The organism is Leptolyngbya sp. FACHB-261 (assembly GCF_014696065.1).
Classification (GTDB): domain Bacteria; phylum Cyanobacteriota; class Cyanobacteriia; order FACHB-261; family FACHB-261; genus FACHB-261.
Window position 1 is genome coordinate 247,285 of record NZ_JACJPL010000018.1, and the last position, 19,828, is coordinate 267,112.

Here is a 19,828-nt window from a genome sequence, read left to right on the forward strand (position 1 = left end):
TTCTATCAGCTCATACCCTGGGTAACGAGCAGCGAGCTGCTGGCTTCAATTCGGCTACTGGGCGGCTTCGCGGCCTAGAACCTCAGTGATATCCTCACCCGGTTTAGCATCTTTGAAGGTAGAGCCCGTTTTGCTGGAGGCAACTCGTTCTTGAGCCTTGGAGTAGCCCTCATCTGGCAGTGCTACATAACCCACGTCCTTGACCAGAGCTTTAGAATTCGATAGATAGAAATCTACGAACGACTTTACCGCTGGCTTTTCGTCCAGGGATTTCTTGCTGACATAGATAAACAGCGGACGTGACAGGGGCGCGTAGCTGCCGTTCACGACGTTATCCAGCGGGACGGGGGCTTGGCATTCACCAGTATCAGGGTTCTTAACTTGCAGCAGCTTAAGCTTGTCCTGATTCTCTTCAAAGTAAGCAACGCCAAAATAGCCAAGGGCGCCCGGATCACCGGCAACCCCCTGCACGAGGACATTATCGTCTTCGCTAGGGGTATAGTCTGTGCGGCTAGCCTTGGCTTTGTCATTAATCGCTTCCGTGAAGTACTCAAAGGTACCGGAATCGGTGCCAGGGCCGTAAAGCTTTAGTGGTGTGCTGGGGAATTGAGGGTTGATTTGATTCCAATTGGTCACCTTACCGGTTGCAGTCGTGTCCCACATCTTTTTCAGTTCTTCAACTGAAAGACAGGTAGCGAACTGGTTTTGGGGGTTAACAACAATAGCAATCCCGTCTAGGGCGACAGGCAGTTCAACAAACTCAATTCCTGCTTGTGTGCAGGTTTCAATTTCTTCCGCTTTGATCGGACGCGACGCATTCGCGACATCAATTTCACCAGCACAGAACTTCTTCATCCCACCACCAGTACCACTGGAGGCAACACTCACTTGAGCGTTGGGGTTAGCCCCTTGAAATTCCTCAGCAATAGCTTGAGAAATGGGGAAAACGGTGCTTGAACCATCAACTGCTACAGTACCGGTGACTTGTTCACCGCCTGCACTGGCACCAGCAGCCGGAGAGGCAGAGGAACCTGCATCACTTCCTGGCTGAGAACTACCACCTTGGCAAGCGCTGACCCCTGCCAGCGAGAAAACCATCAAAGAGGCAAACAGGGTTCGACGATTTGGCTTGAAGCGAGAGAGCATCACAATACGTTGGTTATAGTCTAGTCAAACGCCTTGAATGTTACAACTTCAGCGTAAAGACCGGTTTAACAACAGATTAAGAGCGTTAATACCAGTCTTTATAGGTAGATGGCAAGCAGTTCTGTTACCAAATTTTAGACTATTTCAGGCTATCTATAAAACAGCTTTTTAATAAGGTCTATCGCCTGGTACAAGCGCTTCAATCTCAAATTGATTAAAGCTTTCTTCTGCTTAAATAATAATCGACAAAGGCCTTAACCTGTGACTTCGCGTACAACGACCTCTGATTCACGTAAATACGCAGTGTTCTGGCTAAAGGGTCCGTTGGCGCTTCTGGAGCTAGGGCTGGGCTAGCAGAGGTCTGGCAACCGTCCTCACTGTATGTAGGCACTATGCGCAGTCCAGCTACTTCCACCTGACTGGCATCAACATAAGCCAATGCCTCTGGCGTTGCTGCCACAGCTCGGACCAAGCTGTCGCCATTTTCCTGCGGCTGATAGTCTGAGCGGCTGCTTCCCTCTTTGCCATTGATGCTGCTTGTGAAGTGGCTAAAAGCTGTGGAGTCCGGCCCAGGCCCATAAAGCTTGAGCGGTAAGTTTGGGAATGACGGGTCGAGTTGCCGCCAGTTCTGCAGCTGGCCTTCGGCTGAAGGTCCCCAAACTCTCTGGAGTTGGCTGATCGTCAAACAGTTGAGCCAGGTGTTTTTGGCATTAACAACAACTACCAGCTTCTCAACCGCGATCGGCCAGGTGACTAGCTCAATGCCTGCTCGCCTACAGCTTTCGGTCTCCGGCACAGTCACAGGACGGGCTGCAGAAACTAAGTCGATGGCACCAGCACAGAGCTTTTTGAATCCGGATTCCGTACCACTCAAACCAATGTTGATCTGGGCTTGGGGGTGCTCAAGCTTGAATCCTTCAACGGTGGCCTGAAGCAAAGAACTTGCGGCCCCTGTACCATCAACCTCAATGGCTCCTTTAACAAGTTCAGGCGTTGCAGTCGAAGGTATTGGCGTCTGAGAATTACCTGTAGTGGGCGGTGTCGCTCGGACACAACTTGTAGAAAACAGGGCCAGCAGAGCTAGTCCAGATACCCACTTTTCACTTACATACCTGCTCAAACCATACCTGCTCAAACCGTTACGCCAGCCTCTGCTAACAGACTGTAAATTTTTTCGGGAGTTATTCTATCATAGAACAAAACTGTATATTTCAATACAGATTTTTAGCAGAATCTTATGAATAAAACTCTCCCACACCCCTATCCTAGACATTTTCTAAACTCCGAACCAGACTTAGCACTGCCAACCTGGCTGGATTCCCAGGCTGGTTTCTGGCCGGCCAACCAGCCTAAGCCCTTAGGACTTCGACACCAGCAGGTCCAAACGAACTGGCTACGGTGCAGCGGCCACTCTGATCACGCAACTCGATACCACTGGTTTGCTCAGGGGTCTGAATTCTAGAAGGGGCTTGTTTTTCCGGCAGCTGCGGTCGCTCCACACCGTTTTTGAGCACATCGAAGTAGAGCGCTCGATAGCCAGATAGCACATTACTATCGGCTCGGTCTGCGCTTAGGCGGCCTGTTGTGCTGCGATTGCTGTAGACACTCTCAATCTCGTAGCGGTCGCCTCGGAAGCTAAATGAAGAGACATCGGTGTACTCTTCTCCCCGCAGGAGCTGCCAGTGCCCATTGGCAAAGGCTAATTCGTAGTGACCAGTGTCGATCACCGTTGAGGGACGATCGATAACCGCGTCAATGCTGGCCCGATAGAGCCCAGTAGGGCTGGCTTGAACCTGATAGGCCAGATCGCGGTAGCGGCAGCTATTGCGACTGCAAAACCGTAACCGCTGCATCTGGTTCACGATGTCCTGCAAGCGGGCTGTGACTTCAACCTCTGACATCGGGGGGTTGGCTGAGGTTGCGGCTAAAGCGGGGTTGTTCCAGAGCAGGGTTAGCACCAGACACATCAACCCTACCCACCGGCTCACAGTGCTCATGATCGTTTCTGCTGCCTATTGACGCTCTCTTTATGCAACCACATCAGGCTTAGCTACGGGTGCCATGAGGCTTATGGACCGAGAGGGCAGCACTGGGATAGCGAATCCGCTGGTGGTTGTGTTGTTTCCAGACCCGTACGAATACGTCGGCGATCCGGGGCATTTCTTCCCTTTTGAGGCCAGAATCGACCAATTGCTGATCTTGCCAGCGAGCTTTAAGAATCTTGTTGACCATGCTTAGAGCTTCTTCATCGCTGGCTTCCTTCAGCGAACGCAGGGCAGCTTCACAGGAGTCAGCTAGCATGACAATTCCCGTCTCACGCGACTGAGGAATGGGTCCGTCATAGCGAAAGTCTGATTCTTGAACTGGGCCCAGCTGTGCTAGGTCTGGATCGGCGGCTAAGCGTTCGCGGGCTTGATGGTAGAAGTAAGCGATCAACATCGTGCCTTGATGCTCGGGAATAAAGGCACGAATAGCTGTAGGTAAACTGCAACGACGAGCCATCACTAGCCCTTCAGAAACGTGCTTTTTGATGATGCGGGCACTCTCGTAGGGGTCGTTAATCTCGTCGTGTTTGTTGGGCCCTCCCATCTGGTTCTCGATGAAGCCTAGAGGGTCGTGGATCTTGCCAATGTCATGGTAGAGCGTACCTGTTCGCACCAGCTCTACATTGCAACTGAGTTCTTGGGCTGCCGCCTCTGCCAGGGTCGCTACATAGAGAGTGTGTTGGAAGGTACCAGGCGCCTCGGTTGCCAAGCGCTTAAGCATGGACCGATTAGGATTAGCGAGCTCAGCAAGGCGGATTGGGGTTACCAGATCGAAAGCTTGTTCGAGGTAGGGGCTAACTCCCAGGGCCACAACACTCCAGAACAGACCCGAAAGCGCGTGGGCAGCAGGCGTTAACCAGCTGAAGCCACTCCCTTGGAGTAACAAACTCACAATTAGATAAGTGCTGCCCTGGGTTAGGCCAATGCCAATACCCAATCGAGCCAGCTCCTCTCTTGACCGCAGACGACCCGCGATCAGAACTGCAACTAGGCTGCCTGCCAATACGGGCATGAGGCCAACAGCCGATACCTCAATGCCCATCGGTAGGAGTGAGGTCAACAGCACCACCACGGTTGTTCCTAAGGCTGAGCCGTAGAAGCTAGCTGCCAACAGGCCTACGGCTGGCAGACAGGTATAGGCTGGACCCACACTCCAGGCAATCGTTGGTACACTCAAGCTCAGCAGTAGCACCAATAGATTGTCTCGCAGCCGCATTGCTGGGCGAATACGAATTTGCAGAGTCCAGAATAGGGCTACAGCACCACCGACTAGCATGCTCAGGCCAGCGAGGCCAGCCCAGTTGATTTGGCGCTGGGTCAGACTAAAGTGATCCAGGATCAGGAAGTCTTGATCGCTGATCGGCTCTGCTGCCCTTACGATTAGCTCGCCTTTACTCACCTCAACGTAGATTGGCTCCACTTTGCTGGCGGCTTGCTCCGCCTGCACCTGGCTGCGCTCTGAGTCCACGACCAATGTGGGCTGTAGAGCGCTCAGCACTAAACTGGCAGCTTGATTTTGAACGGGTCCCGGTGGCAGGCTATCGAGCTGAGCCAGTACCGCGTTGCGTTGCAGAGGTTCTGGTAGACCTGGGGGGATACCTGCTGCAAGTAACCGACGGTTTGCCTGCCAGACACCCTGCTGCACCTGTTGCCACTGGTCATCGCTCAGGTCAAACAAAACAGGGGTATAAGCAGAGCCAGGCAGTTGATCGAGAGCAGCCAGAGCGCGCTGATAACGACTGCGAGCCTGCTGAATCTGCTCAATGACCTGGTTCAAATTGGGGTTGCCGTTGCCTGCTACCGCTCGAAGCTGCAGACGGCTAAGTTCGCCAGCCACATGCAGTTGCAGCACAGAGGAACTAGCGCTTAGCTGTTGATTTAGTTGACCAAGCTGACGGAGTAGAGGATTAGTCAGCCGAGCATCAATAGAGGTATTGAGTTGTTGCTGCTGGCTCAAGCGGCGGCTCAATTCCAAAACAGCTAGCCATTCCCACTCAGGGGCCGAGCGCAAGTAACGCTGGCTGCTAGTCGACAGCAGGGTTGGCTCTAAATAGGGATAAGCGCCAAGCATTTCTCGCAGGCTATTCCCCTCTAGCAGCCGTTGACCTAAGTCAGTCGTAATAGCTCGGTTAGCCGTCTCATCCACCCGCAAAACCTTGACCGATTCAGTGCGTGCCGCTTCACGCCGGGCTTGGGTTGCACTTGAATCTAGAATCCGAGCACCTTGGGGTGCGTACCAAGTTTGAGGGGATGGGGTTCCACTCGTGAGTTTTGGCTCGTTGTAGAAGCGATGGCCAATGCCACCGGTCAGGCTGGTGACAGCCAAAATTGCTAGAGCAACCCGGCGAGAACGGCAAGGCCGTAGTTGAGCCAAGGCATTCTGGGGTCCACGCTCTTGTGAACGCGCCATAAAATGGCTAAACCACTGACTAAAAGACCGGGTCAGCGGCAGTCGAGTCCACATAGTTAGAGCAAGACCAGATCAGACTTCAGCATCATGTCCGATAGTGTGAGAGGCTTCTATCACTTATGCCTGATCAGTCGGCCCACCACCCTACGCCACCCTATGTTAGTGTTCCTGCTTAAGGTAATGGGGCTTTCCCTGGTCATCTCTGCCCTAATCAAATTTGGCGGCCCTTGGCTGTTAACCGAGACAGAACTAGTCAGCTTACCTCGGGCAGAAATCTCCGTTGCTCTTATCTTACTGCCCTCGTTCCTATTGGCAATTATGCTGGGATCACAACTTTGGCAAGCCAAGCAGTGAGGACACACTACGGACCTGTGTTAAAGCGGCTTGTTCTGGCAACGGCTGAGGTTCTTCTGGACGGTTGAGCCAAAATGCCTGTAGACCGGCAGCCGCAGCACCAAGATAATCCTGACTGTAACTATCACCAACATGCCAAACATCAGAAGCCGGTAAGCCGTGCTTATCGAGGGCAACTTTGAAGATTAGAGGATCTGGCTTTGCAGCTCCAACTTGAGTAGAAATAGTTATTGAGTTAATAAACTGCGCTAAATCTAGCGCCTTCAGAACTGAAAATAGCCGGGTATCAAAGTTAGAGACAATCGCTAAAGTGATGCCAGAGTCTCGCCAGTGAGCCAAAGCTGCCCGCGTATCGTCATAAACCTGCCAAGGCTCAGCAGTCTCAAAATGTTGGTAGAGAACTGGAAAAAACGCCTCGAAATCCGTGAACTGCGGCAAGTAGCCTGAGCGCTCAAATGCTTGTTGGGCTACGCGATACCACCACTGATACTCAGCCTGCTTCAGATGCTCAGAGTCTAGGTCAGGAAAGGCAGCAGCAGGGCTCTCCCGAAAACTCTGGTAAAACGCTTGATCCAAGGCAGCAGCGTTCACCTTAACACCAGCCACACGCTGGCACAGTTCGCCGTAGACCTCGCCAACGCTACCCTGCACGCCAAACAGGGTGCCTACTGCATCCAGGAAGATGGCTTGGGGTCGGGCCTGCTCTAGAGCCACTTGCTCTGAACCTGAAGGTGAAGATTTGGGGCACACATTAACAGGGGGTTGCGAACTGTGCATGGATAGTCATTCCTTGCTGTAGGATACAGGACTGTTCTGCCTCAGCCTATGTCCACCCGCGCTGACCCTCCCTGGCACGACCTAGATGCTGCTCAAGTCCTAGCCCTGCTCGAAACCCGGCCCGAAGGATTGAGCAAACGGGAAGTGCGGCAACGGTCACGTCAGCAGCAGGGTTCCCCGTTGAGTCCTTCTATGCCTGGCCAAGGTAGGTTGCTTCGACGCGGCCTAACCACCCTTAGCCTTGAGCTTCGGCGTCCCTCTATCGGGCTTCTGATAGCAGTCGCCGCTTTTGAATGGAGCAGCCAGCGTGACTCTATAGCGGGTCTCCTGCTGGGCTTCGCAGGGGTGCAAGTCCTACGCCGAACTCTTCTGGAGCTGTGGGGCCAAAGCCTAGTGATTTCTAGCAGAGCGAACTTAACACCACAAGCTCGGGTGCGACGCGAACAGCAGGTTCAGCTGTTACCGGCTAGTGAGTTGGTTAAGGGAGACATTATTCTGCTAGAAGCAGGAGACTACGTTGCCTCTCAAATCCGTCTGCTGGCAAGTACAGACCTAAAGATTTACGGTTCTGAACAGACTTTGTCCTCACCTCAGCAAAGCCCTCCCCTGCTCGATCGCCCTGTTTCAGCAGACCAAACTAATTTGGTAGCACCTGGTAGTGTCATTGCCAGCGGTCAGGGACTGGGGGTTGTGATCACTCCCTCTGAAGCTGCCCTGGCACCTGTCGCTCAGCCTCCGGAGTTACTGAAGCCGGTCAGGCAGATCCAGCGCTGGGCCAGCTGGGGAGTTATGCTCGCCATTGCCCTTCTACTATTCCGAGCTGTAGCTGTACCGGTTGGCAACACTGAAGCCGCCCTTGTCTTTCTGGCAGCGCTGGCAGCAGTGAGCTTGCCAGAAGAGTTAGTTAGCGCTGCTAAGCTGAGTTTGAGCCTAACGCTACGACGGCTCGCACGACGAGGTTTACGGTTACGCTCTTTGAGTGAATTGGCAGCCCTAAGCCAGGTCAATGTTTGTTGCAGCACTATCGCTCCTCTTGGTCAAGCCGAGTTGCGCCTGAGTGAGCTGTATGTGCCCGACCGAAGCCTAGGGCTAGACAGTATCCAGCCTGACGATCCTCAGGTGCATCAGTTGTTATTGGTTGGCACCTTAGTCAGCTCTGTGGACTCTAACCTGGAGTTAGGACAATCGATGGCTGCTCCGCTCCTGGTTGCAGCGCAACGGGTAGGTATCGTTCCGGCCCAACTACCAGAACAATTTCCTCAGATTGCAGCCACGCCTTCTAGTCCTTATGGTCTGAATGTCACTCTGCACCAAAACACTGAACCTAAAGCAGAGTTGAATAGCGACACCAGTTTTGCTTGTCTTCAAGGACCGCTCCAGCAAGTATTGCCGCTCTGTCAAGCTTATTGGCGGGCGGGTGAGGGAGTATCTCTGGGAGCAGATTTCCAAGCATCTATCGAGAAGACCGCTCAACGGATGAGCCGCTGGGGGCTCCGGGTGCTTGCCATCGCTACAGCCCCAAGTGCCACCAGCCTCAGTTCAGCCCTCTGGCCCGAAGGAGCCATTTTTCTGGGCTTAGCTGGCTTTGAAACCTTTAACCGAACCAGTCAACAGGAGCTCACCCGGGTTTATGCCCGATCAGAACTGAGGTTGCTATTTGTAGAATCAGCCTCAGTTTCTCAAACCGTGCTGGGCTTGCAAGCTGAGGGGGCACGCGTGGCCCTACTGGGCAGTCAGTTGGCTGACATTACAGCTATGCAGCAGGCCCATCTGAGCCTGGCTCTTAAATCAGGGGGTGCGGATGCCGTTCGCGTTCAGGCCGCAGCCGTCCTCTCGGATATTAGTGACTTAGTGAGGTTTCCCCGAGCCGTACAAATGGCTCAGTCCGCTCAGCGCCTTGTCGAGAGCATTGTCTTCAAGCTGCTTTCAGGCCAGTTGGGACTGTTGCTGTTAGTTGGTTTAACCAGCTTGACCCATCTGCCCTGGCCTTTCTCAACCAGCCAATTGTTCTTGCTAGCGCTGCTCAGCTTGGGGACAGTCGACCTAACGCTAGCCTTTGAGCTAGGCGAAATGCGACGGCAAAAGCAACTTGGCTCCCTCAAGCGATTCAGTTCTGACTTCATCCTGGGAGTTACAGTCATTGCTCTGAGCTTAGGCCTCGTGAGCTATGCCATCTTTCGCTTGAGCTATCAAGGCAAAATCATCCAACTCGACCATGCCCGCACCCTTACCGTCTGCACAATCCTGTGGTTTCAGTGGCTGGGGGCCGTGGCTAGTCGAGATGTTCGACGCTCTCTTTTGCAGGTTCGCACTTATCGAAATCCAGCTCTGGTTCTGAGCTTATTGCTAGCAGCTCTGATTAGTCCCCTTCTGGTCTACTTGCCCACCTGCCAAGTTGCCTTCGCATTTGAGCCTTTAAGGGTCAGTGACTGGCTAATCACTCTGCTGCTCGGCAGCACAGCTATCTGGATTCGGGAGATTTTTAAAGCGTTTGCATACAACGACTGAGGCTAACCGACTGTGCAAACTAGTTGACGCTCTCCCGCATCGATTTCATCCGAGCCTTAGCTTTGGCCGCGCTAAGCCGTAGTGATTGCAAGCGAGCTTCGTAGCGACGCTTCTGCCGGTCTTTGGTGCTCAGATCAAGCAGAGTTTTGAGCGCGCTACCCAAACTCTTATAGGCCGTGGGTACGGTGTAACCAAAGCGAACAGCCAGAGCAATGGCTTTTTCGTCTGCTTCGATTGCTTCATTCAAACGTTTATCACTGTTGTTGCGCTGGTAGAGACGATAGCCTGCAAATCCGGACAGCGCTAAGGCCAGCAGTAGTAGCAACCCGTCTTGTACCCAGAGTTCTCCGACGACACCACCTAAACCAATTGCCAGAGCCGCCATCTCCCAACCATCCTTGGGAATGGCGTCATTCTGAATACGGGCCACTTCGTGCCAGAACAGCAGATTGCGTTGATCGGTCGCTAGCCGCTCCCAGCGGCCGAAATCAATCATGATTGCGGCCTCATCCTTACCGATCTCTTCACAAGTGATCAGAGGCGGATTGACGGCGCTGGCAACTTCGATGCTGACCCAGCTTCGTAATTCCGGGGGCAGAAGGGTTTGCAGCCGTCGCAGCTCGGCAGCATTCCGGGAGGAGGTTGCGGAGGTTGCCATAGATGAAGTCTGGGAGAAGGTCATTGGGCCTGAGAAATTACAAGGTTAAGGGAACGACAGTCCTTACCTTTCTATTGTGGAGTATATCCCTGACTGGCTGAATTTCTCAGGCGAGCTTGCGTTCCGCCAAGTTCTGCTCACAATCTCGCCAGCCCTCGAAACTGAGGTCGCGCCCTGTTTCAAAGCAGTATAAATTCTTAAGATTTACCGAGCTTTTACGCGATAGGGGGCTACTTTCTCAGAATTTTCACTGAATCATACAGTCGAATGCAGGCTAAGGCGAGTACCTTAATTCTTGACGGAATGTTAACTCCAGTCAGTTAGCGACCGCAAACCTCTTGATCCGTTAAGGAGCATCTATGGCTTCAACAGCCCTCTCTCAGCCAACAGCGCCGGTTCTAGCTACTGCGGTAGCTCACCTCAGCTCCCAGGAGTGGCGCTCACTGCGCTCTGGTGAGGTGTTAGTGAGGACTGCTCCGCATGATGGTGGTGGCGGCCGGGTTTGTGCCCAGATGTGGCTACCGCTTGAACGGTCCCAGATTTGGACCCAAGTTACTGACTATCCCCGTTGGGTTGAATTCTTCCCAGATATTATTCGTAGCGAGGTTCGAAACCACGGCCTGCTAACCAAGCAGGTTTATCAGGTAGCCCGTAAAGCTTTCTTATTTCTGAGTGCTCAGGTTGAGATTCTGCTGCGGGTCAAAGAAACTCCAGCACAACGCATTGATTTCAGTTTGGAGCGAGGCGACTTTTCCGATTTCTCAGCCAGCCTGACCTTAGCTGATTGTGAAGAAGGAACACTGCTCAGCTACACCGTTGCTGCGACACCCACGATTCCTGTGCCTTCTATTCTCATTCAGCAGGGCATGACTGCCGAGCTGCCACTCAACATGCGCACTATGCGTCAAGCTCTCTGTCGTCACTAGTGTCTTCGCCCACAACACGCTGGACGTTAAAGCCTTCTAAAGCAGAAAAGGTCAGGAGTAGTTTAGGGAACTCCTGACCTTTAAAGTTTTGCTCTGAGTGAGCCTGGATGGCCGTTTATGCTGATTCAGGTCTAGCCAGAGAAGAGGGATGTACTAACAACTCGGCAGTTGAGCGCTTCTCAACCATCTCACGAGTGATAGTGCAACGGGTGACATCTTTGCGTGAGGGCAACTCGTACATCACATCCAGCATTAGCTCCTCTACAATGCCCCGCAGTGCCCTAGCGCCAGTCCTACGCCGGTGGGCTTCCTGAGCAATCGCACGAATTGCTTCAGGCCGGAACTCTAACTGCACGTTATCCATCCGCATCAGCTTTTGATACTGCTTGACCAAAGCATTACGAGGCTCAGTGAGAATTGCGGTTAGCGTCTCCTCATCCAGCGGTTCAACCACAGCTGTCACCGGGATCCGCCCAATGAATTCAGGAATCATCCCAAACTTCACCAGGTCGTCGGGTTCAATCTGCTTCAGGACGTCGGCGGCTCGCCGCTCGCGTGATTGCATGTCCGCTGCAGGTTCTAGCTCAAACCCTAGGAAATTGCGCTTACCAGTCCGTTGCTCGATGGTCTTCTCTAAGCCAACAAAGGCGCCACCGCAGATAAACAAGATATTGCTAGTGTCAATCTGGATGCAGTCCTGGTAGGGATGCTTACGGCCACCCTGAGGTGGCACGTTGGCGACGGTACCCTCCAGCATTTTGAGCAATGCTTGTTGCACGCCCTCACCTGATACATCACGCGTGATCGAGGGGTTCTCGCTTTTGCGGGCAATTTTGTCGATCTCGTCGATGTAGATGATGCCGCGCTGGGCTTCTTCAACATCAAGATCTGCAACTTGCAGTAGGCGTAACAGAATGTTTTCAACATCCTCGCCAACGTAACCAGCCTCAGTCAAAGTAGTGGCATCAGCTACTGCAAAGGGGACATCCAGCAGGTCGGCTAAAGTCTGTGCCAGCAGCGTTTTGCCACAGCCTGTGGGACCAATGAGCAGAATGTTGGATTTCTGGAGCTCAACGTTATCATCCGGGCCTTTGCCCTTACCCTGGATGAAACTTAAGCGCTTGTAATGGTTGTAGACAGCAACCGACAGCACTTTTTTCGCCTCGTCTTGCCCAATCACATGCTCGTCAAGGTAGCGCTTGATTTCACGAGGCTTGGGAATTTGAGACAATGAGAGGTTTGCTGAGCGAGCCCGGCGCTTCTCTGGCTGAGCAGCTTCCCGACGTGGAGCAGCTTGTGGAGCGGCTGCGGAGTCAAATAACTCCTCATCTAAAATCTCATTGCAGAGATCAACACATTCATCGCAAATGTAAACTCCAGGGCCAGCAATCAGCTTGCGCACCTGCTCCTGAGACTTGCCACAGAAAGAGCATTTCAGATGAGAGTCGTACGGCTTGGACATAGTAGGCGTCTCACTTCAGTGCGCTCGGCGTTGCACCACCCGGACCCGAAAGCGGCTGTCGGGAGATGACCTCATCAATGAGACCATAGTCCTTCGCCTCCGCTGGAGACATGAAAAAGTCTCGCTCAGTATCTCGCTCAATGCGCTCTAGGGGCTGCTTCGTATGGCGAGCTAGAAGCTCATTCAGCTTTTGCTTGTGGTAAAGAATTTCTTTCGCCTGGATTTCAATGTCCACTGCTTGACCTTGCGCACCGCCTAGAGGCTGGTGAATCATGATCCGAGCATTGGGCAGCGAGCGACGTTTGCCTGGCGCCCCACCAGTCAGTAGAAAAGCTCCCATGCTGGCAGCTAATCCCATGCAAACGGTGACCACATCGGGTCGAACGTGTTGCATCGTGTCATAAATCCCCATGCCTGCGGTGACCGAACCACCAGGCGAGTTGATGTAGAGGTAGATGTCAGCATCCGGATCCTCTGCTTCCAGGTAAAGCATCTGAGCCACGATGACATTAGCAACTGCATCATCCACGGGCGTTCCCAATAGAATGATGCGCTCTCGCAACAAGCGCGAGAAAATATCAAAGGCTCGGTCGCCGCCACTGGAAGGCTCAACAACCAGGGGAATGGCACTTTGGGGAGAAGGCTGAGCGGTCTCAGCAGTCACCGCTCCGGTAGCACCGTACTCAGAAGCCAGTTGCCAGGATGTCCACATCGAAGATCGCATCAAGTCAAGGAAACTCCCTCTAGACAGCCCAGACATAGTATTCCTCACTACTCGCCATTATGCCCCATCTCAAAAAGGACTGCTGGAACTTCACAGTCCCTAAATTACGTACCGGTGATGAGTTAGCCCTTGCATGGCATAAGGCACGCTCTTCACAAGTCACCTATGCTTCTGCAGCCTCTTCAGCTACTTCCTCAGCAGAAGTCTCAATAGGTTCGGAACCTTCTGCTTCTTCAGCTGTATCGCCAATTTCTGCAGCTGCGTCAACAACTGCGTCTGATGCTTCTTCTGGAGGCTTCGGTTCAACTAATTCCACAGTGGAGTTGGACTTTAACCAGTCAAGAATCTGCTCAGTCAGAAGCTCATCTTCCACTAGCTCTTTTAACTTATTGCGATCGATGTCACGGTCGCCGTACTGTTCAATCAACGTGCCGAGCCGTTCTTCAAGAGCTGCGGGTTCTACCTTCAGACCCTCCCGCTTCGAGATTTCTGCTAGAACCAGAGTTCGCTGAAGCCGCTCAATTGCTTCAGGCCGAGAGCGCTCCCGCAGCATGGGCAAGTTCTGCTGGGTGAAGAGTTGATTGATATCAACCCCCCGTTGCTGCAAATTCATCGCGCTCTGGTTGAGCAAGTAGTCAATCTCGCGACGTACCAAGGTTTCCGGTAGCTCAACCTCGACTTCCTTCAGTAGAGCCTCAAGGATCGCTCGTTCTTTATTGGCTTCGGTCTGCTGCTCAGCTTCGTCGCGATATTCCTGTTCTAAAGAAGCGCGTAGTTCCGCAAGAGTCTCGTGCTCACTGGCATCCTGGGCGAACTCATCATTGAGTTCCGGTAATTCACGCGTTTTGATGTCCTTAAGGGTAATTGTAAAAACTGCCGGTTTACCGGCAAGCTTTGCCTCTGGATAACCCTCCGGAAATTTCACGGGAACTTCGCGCGTCTCATTGATGGCCATACCGACCACCCCCTCAATGAAGCCCTCTACAAAGCGGCCTTCACTGAGTTCAATCTGGAAATCCTCAGCTTTGCCCCCTTCAATAGGTTCACCGTCTTCGGTTCGCCCCTCGAAGTCCACTAAGGCTACATCGCCCATAGCAGCTGGGCGGTCTTCGACAGGTACCAGTGTAGAGCGTTGCGTGCGGTATTCATCAAGCGTCTTGTCAACTCGGCTTGGGTCGTAATCGACGCGCTCAGCAGTGACAGACAAATTCTTGTAGGTGCCTAGCTTGACCTCAGGACGGACATCGACTGCTGCCGTGAAGGTCAGAGGGGCACCAGGTTTAAAGTTCTGGAGCAAATCCTCCATCTCGGACTTGAGCTGGAAGTTGCCGATCGCTTGGATCTCCTGCTCTTCGATAGCCTGACTAAGGCTGTCTTGAATCAGTTCCTCCAGGACAGCAGCGCTAATGCGACCACTGCCAACTCGCTGAATGATTACATGGCGGGGAGCCTTCCCTTTGCGAAAGCCAGGGATATTCATGGAGCGCATAAACTCCTGAACAACCCGTTCATAGACCTTCTGTGACCGCTCGCCTTCGACCTCAATTTCCAGTGCGACCTGGCTGGCTGGCAGCTTTTCCTGGGTAACTTTCATGGACTCCCTACTACTGTTGTCAATTCCCTACAGTTCTTGACGGTGCCAACTTCCATCAGCAAGTGCTCGCCAACCGCCCGTCTATCGCACAGCTAACTGCTCAATCTGTTCAACATCAATGCATTGACAGTGAACGCATTCAAACGCACAGGAAACAGACGGGTTCAGACCGTAGATAGCTATGGTAGCTGAAAGTCAGTGGGGCTGCGGCATGTTTGGCAGGAAACAGTAACTGGGAAACCAGGCAGGAGCAGAGGTTGCCAGAGGTGCTAGGATCGAGTTAGCCTAGCCAGCGATGCGGTTGCTGCAACTTCCTCCACTGCGCCACACTTCGTGGAGAGAAATCCTTACCGCACAAGTCTTGAGGGTATCTGACCAGTTTGTGTTGATTGTTGTACTCGTGTGAGGAGGTTCATTGAGTCAGGCTTATCGGGTAGCAATTCTGGGAGCGACGGGGGCAGTAGGCTCGGAGCTGCTAGAGCTACTGGCTGCTAGAGCATTTCCGCTTTCCGAGTTACGACTGTTGGCTTCGGCTCGGTCAGCTGGCAAGACAATTGATTTTCAGGGTGAGTCGCTGAAGGTTGAGGCGGTTACACCGGAAGCATTTAAGGGAATTGACCTAGTCCTAGCCTCAGCTGGGGGAGATACCTCAACCCAGTGGGCACCCGTTGCGATGGAAGCGGGGGCTGTTGTTGTCGATAACTCCAGCGCTTTCCGCATGGATCCTGAGGTGCCGTTAGTTGTGCCAGAGGTTAATCCAGACGCGGCTAGTCAACACAGTGGTATCATCGCTAATCCAAACTGCACTACCATCTTGATGGCTGTAGCCATATGGCCTTTACATCAAGTTAGGCGAATCCGCCGCATCGTAGCTGCAACCTATCAATCTGCAAGCGGCGCTGGTGCCCAGGCAATGGAGGAAGTGAAGCGTCAGGCTCAGGCCATTCTTGACGGAACGACCCCCGAGACTAAGTGTTTTCCCTATCCTCTGGCGTTCAATTTGTTTCCTCACAATACCCCGCTCAATGAGCAAGGCTATTGCACTGAGGAAATGAAGATGGTCAATGAGACTCGCAAGATCTTTGGCGATGCTGATCTTCGGATCACCGCAACTTGTGTACGGGTACCGGTATTGCGAGCGCATTCAGAGGCAATTAATCTAGAGTTTGAAGAGTATTTTCCAGCCGCTCAGGCTCGCTCAGTGTTGAGCCAGGCTCCGGGTGTAAAGCTAGTTGAAGATTGGCAGAAGAATCACTTTCCGATGCCTATTGAGGCCAGTGGTCAGGACGATGTTTTGGTTGGCCGGATCCGGCAGGACATCTCTAATCCACTGGGGTTAGAACTATGGCTCTGTGGCGACCAGATTCGCAAGGGAGCTGCATTGAACGCGGTACAAATCGCTGAACTCTTGGCGACTCGAGACCTGCTGCGGGTTCCTCTAGCCACACGATAGACTTAGTGCGATTTCGTGATTCAAAGCTAAAAATTTCAAATTCTTTTAGAAGCTAGCAGGTAAGGTGCGAGTGGCGGACTTTGGGCGGGTTCTAACGGCAATGGTCACCCCTTTTACCGAGGATGGTGAAGTCAATTACACTGTCGTACGTGAACTAGCAATCCATCTTGTGAACCACGGCACTGACACATTGGTGGTGTGTGGTACTACTGGAGAATCGCCAACTCTAACTTGGGACGAAGAATACAAACTCTTCCAAGTCATTCGGGAGGCGGTTTCTGGGAATGCTAAGGTGATGGCTGGAACGGGCTCTAACTCTACCCGCGAAGCAATCATCGCTACTGAAAAAGCAGCTAAACTAGAGTTAGATGGAACTTTACAAGTTGTTCCCTACTACAACAAGCCGCCCCAGGAAGGTCTCTACCAGCACTTCAAAGCTATCGCCCAAGCATCTGATTTGCCGATGATGCTCTACAACATTCCAGGGCGGACTGGCTGCAATCTTGAGCCTGAGACGGTGGCCCGCTTAGCTGAAGTGCCGGGCATTGTTGCAATCAAAGAAGCAAGTGGCAATTTGGATCAGGTCAGCCAAATTCGCAGACTGACACCTGCTACTTTCGATATTTACTCTGGGGATGACTCGCTCACCTTACCGATGATGGCAGTCGGAGCGAAAGGGGTGGTCAGTGTTGCTAGTCATCTAGTAGGTGACAAAATCCAGCAAATGGTTCAGGCCTTCAATCACCAACCCAAACAAGCAACGCAGCTTCACTTAGAATTACTACCTTTGTTTAAAGTCTTATTCATCACGACTAACCCCATTATGGTTAAGGCAGCTCTACACCTGCAGGGCTGGTCAGTGGGCAATGTTCGTCCGCCACTTTCGACAATATCTGGCCAGCACTCCGAGATTCTGCACTCAGTGCTGAGCGAACTGAGCCTTATTTAAGTCTCTAAATTGCGTAGCTTACCCAAGTCTTACTGCTCTTTATTCAAGCTTTTGCCGATAGATTTTCGGATCACGATGACCTAAGTACAAAAGTTTGTTTGTCAAGCTTGCTCACTCACCCAAATTGGTTCTTCAAATCACGAAATATATGTCAAATCAAAACTCTCAAATGCCTCTACGTATCATCCCTCTGGGTGGCCTTCACGAGATTGGTAAGAACACTTGCGTGTTCGAGATGAACGACGAGATCATGCTGGTGGATGCTGGTTTAGCCTTTCCATCAACGGAGATGCACGGCGTTAACATCGTGCTGCCTGATGTCACTTACTTGCGCCAAAATCGCCATCGCATCAAGGGCATGATCGTTACCCACGGTCACGAAGACCATATTGGTGGCATTCCCTTTCACCTGAAGCAGCTTGATATCCCTGTGATCTATGGCCCTCGCTTGGCTATGGCACTCCTGCAGGGCAAGTTAGACGAAGCGGGTGTCGCTGATCGTACCGAGCTACGAACGGTTGGGCCTCGAGATATTGTGCGCATTGGCAACAATTTCTTTGTTGAATTTATTCGCAACACTCACTCGATTGCTGACAGCTTTAGTTTGGCGATTAATACGCCTGCTGGTCTGGTAATTTTTACAGGCGACTTCAAGTTTGACCACACACCGGTTGATGGGGAAGCCTTTGATCTACACCGCCTGGCGGAGCACGGTGAGAAAGGTGTCCTCTGCTTGGTTAGCGACTCGACCAACTCTGAAATACCAGGGTTCACCCCCTCAGAGCGCTCGGTCTTCCCTAACTTAGATCGGGTCTTCTCGCAGGCTAGTGGTCGCTTAATCGTGACTACCTTTGCATCCTCTGTGCATCGGGTCAACATGATCCTGCAACTGGCCAAAAAGCATGGCCGTGTGGTTTCAGTCTTGGGGCGCTCGATGCTTAACGTCATCGCTCATGCCCGCAATCTCGGCTACATCAAGTGTGACGACGACTTATTCGTGCCGATGCACATGGTTCGTCAGATGCCAGATGAGAACATTCTGATCCTGACTACAGGCTCTCAGGGTGAGCCGATGGCAGCCTTGACCCGAATTGCTAACGGCGAGCATAGACAATTAGAAATTCGTGAAGGTGACACGGTTGTCTTCTCTGCTAACCCAATCCCTGGCAACACCATTGCTGTAGTCCAGACTATCGACAAGTTGATGGCCATGGGTGCCAAGGTCGTCTACGGACGAGATAAGGGCATCCACGTCTCCGGTCATGGCTGCCAGGAAGACCAGAAGTTGATGCTGGCCCTCACCCGACCCAAGTTCTTTGTGCCGGTTCACGGTGAGCACCGCATGCTGGTGAAGCACTCTGAGACAGCGCAGAGCATGGGAGTCCCCAAAGAGAACATTGTCATCATTCAGAACGGCGATGTGATCGAGCTGACCCCTGATGCTATCGGGGTTGGCGATAAGGTTCCTTCAGGTATTGAGCTTGTGGATGCCTCCCGCGGTGGCGTCGTCGGTGGTGAAGTCCTCAAGGAGCGTCAGCAGATTGCTGGCGATGGGGTGATCACCGTTGCAGTAGCAATCGGCCTCGATGGCAAATTCTTGGCCAAGCCCGAAATTCATCTCAGTGGTGTGGTTCTGCCCATCGAGCGTTCGCTGTTTCAAAAGCGGGTTCGCGAAACCTTGGACAAGGGTCTAGAGGCAAGGTGGCCAGAGTACGCTCGTTCGCTTGAGAAGGGTGAGGTAGACATTGACTGGGCCGGGCTAAAGCACCATCTAGAGCGGGATGTGCAGAGAATGGTGCGCGGCGAGATGCAGGGCCGACCCATGTTGGTCTTTATGCTACAAGCGCCTGAAACCGCTTCTGTCAAACGCTCTAGCAGCCCCGTTCCAGCTGCAAGCAACACTTCCTCAGCACCAGCAGCTCCCAAAACTGTGGCCGAAGAAGCATCGACCCCAGCTAAACGGCGGCGTAGCACCGCTAAAGTTGCTTCCTAGGCTTAGTGCTGACCACCGGCAGCTTATGAGCTGCTGGTGGTCAGGCTAGATACTTCGGTTTTAGCCCTAAACTTAGCTGTGACTGGCGAGCTGAGCTAACTGGCGAGGCTGCAACAACTTAAGAGTTTTGAGGGCTGGGTCAATTTGGATCCAGCCCTTACTTTGTAGCTTCTCCATCAACCGAGCGGCCTCGTCCACACTGATATCACTCACATCTGCTAAATCTCGTAGGGGAAGGTTAAACAGCTCCACTTCTTTCTGCTGGGCTGTACCGTAGCTCTCTGCCAAGGTGACTAGGAGGCTAGCCAGTTTGACAGCAGGCGACTCATAGCGCAGTTGGGCACGGTGATTAGCTTGCCGTAAGCGTTTTACCATCAACTGCAACATGCGGTAATGCAGATTGGGATCCTTGTGTAGCGCCTCAGTGAAGAATTGAGCAGGAACGCTGAGCAGATGAACAGGGGAGAAAGCCACAACATCTGTTGAACGGGGCAGCTCGTCCAGGACCGCCATTTCACCAAAAAAATCTCCTTTACCCAGAATGGCTAGGGTCAAAGGTTCCTTGCCCGCTAGGCGACGCACCTTTATCCAACCAGCAGCAATCAGGTAAACGGCATTGCCCCAAGCATCTTCCATTAGCACTGTGCGCTCTGCCGGATAGTCGCGCTCTACCGAGACTGACAGTAGCCAATCTATCGTTTCTGGACTGGCTGACTTAAAGAGCGGAAACAGCTCACTAAAACAGGTGGTCTGCATGGAGTCATCAAGGGTGGGGAGACACAGCAGGGGTGTTAGCCTCTGCTCATCCATATTGCCCTTTTTATACTGT

Annotated in this window: 15 protein-coding genes; 5 read left to right on the plus strand and 10 right to left on the minus strand. The window is 52.7% G+C overall.

The features are described 5' to 3' along the window. Positions 1 to 54: 54 nt before the first annotated feature. The 5 genes from H6F94_RS10460 to H6F94_RS10480 form a co-directional block, all read right to left on the minus strand. Complete coding sequence (locus tag H6F94_RS10460; protein WP_190802166.1) at positions 55 to 1,146, minus strand: PstS family phosphate ABC transporter substrate-binding protein; 1,092 nt, start codon at positions 1,144 to 1,146, stop codon at positions 55 to 57. A 214-nt stretch (positions 1,147 to 1,360) separates the two neighbouring features. Further along, positions 1,361 to 2,266, minus strand: a complete 906-nt coding sequence (locus H6F94_RS10465) for a substrate-binding domain-containing protein (protein WP_190802167.1) — start codon at positions 2,264 to 2,266, stop codon at positions 1,361 to 1,363. Between the two features lie 229 nt (positions 2,267 to 2,495). After that, positions 2,496 to 3,143: a hypothetical protein gene (locus H6F94_RS10470; protein ID WP_190802168.1), complete on the minus strand. Its 648-nt coding sequence runs from the start codon at positions 3,141 to 3,143 to the stop codon at positions 2,496 to 2,498. Between the two features lie 49 nt (positions 3,144 to 3,192). Then, positions 3,193 to 5,601 (minus strand): HD family phosphohydrolase, encoded by a 2,409-nt coding sequence (locus tag H6F94_RS10475; RefSeq protein ID WP_199320329.1) that lies wholly within the window; start codon positions 5,599 to 5,601, stop codon positions 3,193 to 3,195. 327 nt (positions 5,602 to 5,928) lie between these two features. Next, positions 5,929 to 6,732, minus strand: a complete 804-nt coding sequence (locus H6F94_RS10480) for an HAD-IA family hydrolase (RefSeq protein ID WP_190802170.1) — start codon at positions 6,730 to 6,732, stop codon at positions 5,929 to 5,931. Between the two features lie 48 nt (positions 6,733 to 6,780). Here H6F94_RS10480 and H6F94_RS10485 point away from each other — a divergent pair, with 48 nt between their 5' ends. After that, positions 6,781 to 9,240 carry a cation transporting ATPase C-terminal domain-containing protein gene (locus tag H6F94_RS10485; protein WP_190802171.1) on the plus strand — a complete coding sequence of 820 codons (2,460 nt, stop codon included), beginning with the start codon at positions 6,781 to 6,783 and terminating at the stop codon, positions 9,238 to 9,240. 19 nt (positions 9,241 to 9,259) lie between these two features. Here the strand turns inward: H6F94_RS10485 and H6F94_RS10490 are convergent, their stop codons facing one another. Continuing rightward, on the minus strand, positions 9,260 to 9,898 hold the full coding sequence (locus tag H6F94_RS10490) for a DUF3318 domain-containing protein (RefSeq protein WP_190802172.1): 639 nt from the start codon (positions 9,896 to 9,898) through the stop codon (positions 9,260 to 9,262). A 359-nt stretch (positions 9,899 to 10,257) separates the two neighbouring features. Here H6F94_RS10490 and H6F94_RS10495 point away from each other — a divergent pair, with 359 nt between their 5' ends. After that, positions 10,258 to 10,824 (plus strand): SRPBCC family protein, encoded by a 567-nt coding sequence (locus tag H6F94_RS10495; protein WP_190802173.1) that lies wholly within the window; start codon positions 10,258 to 10,260, stop codon positions 10,822 to 10,824. 115 nt (positions 10,825 to 10,939) lie between these two features. Here H6F94_RS10495 and clpX read toward each other — a convergent pair whose 3' ends face one another. From clpX to tig, 3 genes are all read right to left on the minus strand, one after another. Further along, positions 10,940 to 12,286: an ATP-dependent protease ATP-binding subunit ClpX gene (gene clpX, locus H6F94_RS10500; RefSeq protein WP_190802174.1), complete on the minus strand. Its 1,347-nt coding sequence runs from the start codon at positions 12,284 to 12,286 to the stop codon at positions 10,940 to 10,942. A gap of 10 nt (positions 12,287 to 12,296) precedes the next feature. Then, positions 12,297 to 13,010: an ATP-dependent Clp endopeptidase proteolytic subunit ClpP gene (gene clpP / locus H6F94_RS10505; RefSeq protein ID WP_242041093.1), complete on the minus strand. Its 714-nt coding sequence runs from the start codon at positions 13,008 to 13,010 to the stop codon at positions 12,297 to 12,299. A 163-nt stretch (positions 13,011 to 13,173) separates the two neighbouring features. Further along, a complete protein-coding gene (gene tig / locus H6F94_RS10510) occupies positions 13,174 to 14,604 on the minus strand; it encodes a trigger factor (protein WP_190802175.1) in 1,431 nt (476 codons plus the stop codon). A gap of 415 nt (positions 14,605 to 15,019) precedes the next feature. Between tig and H6F94_RS10515 the strand changes: the two genes are divergently transcribed. The 3 genes from H6F94_RS10515 (at position 15,020) to H6F94_RS10525 (ending at position 18,999) form a co-directional block, all read left to right on the plus strand. Further along, positions 15,020 to 16,057: an aspartate-semialdehyde dehydrogenase gene (locus tag H6F94_RS10515; RefSeq protein WP_190802176.1), complete on the plus strand. Its 1,038-nt coding sequence runs from the start codon at positions 15,020 to 15,022 to the stop codon at positions 16,055 to 16,057. A gap of 70 nt (positions 16,058 to 16,127) precedes the next feature. Continuing rightward, complete coding sequence (gene dapA, locus H6F94_RS10520) at positions 16,128 to 17,006, plus strand: 4-hydroxy-tetrahydrodipicolinate synthase (protein WP_190802177.1); 879 nt, start codon at positions 16,128 to 16,130, stop codon at positions 17,004 to 17,006. A gap of 169 nt (positions 17,007 to 17,175) precedes the next feature. After that, positions 17,176 to 18,999 (plus strand): ribonuclease J, encoded by a 1,824-nt coding sequence (locus H6F94_RS10525; RefSeq protein ID WP_396426427.1) that lies wholly within the window; start codon positions 17,176 to 17,178, stop codon positions 18,997 to 18,999. Between the two features lie 72 nt (positions 19,000 to 19,071). Here the strand turns inward: H6F94_RS10525 and H6F94_RS10530 are convergent, their stop codons facing one another. Next, positions 19,072 to 19,755, minus strand: a complete 684-nt coding sequence (locus H6F94_RS10530) for a Crp/Fnr family transcriptional regulator (protein WP_190802179.1) — start codon at positions 19,753 to 19,755, stop codon at positions 19,072 to 19,074. Positions 19,756 to 19,828: the final 73 nt, after the last annotated feature.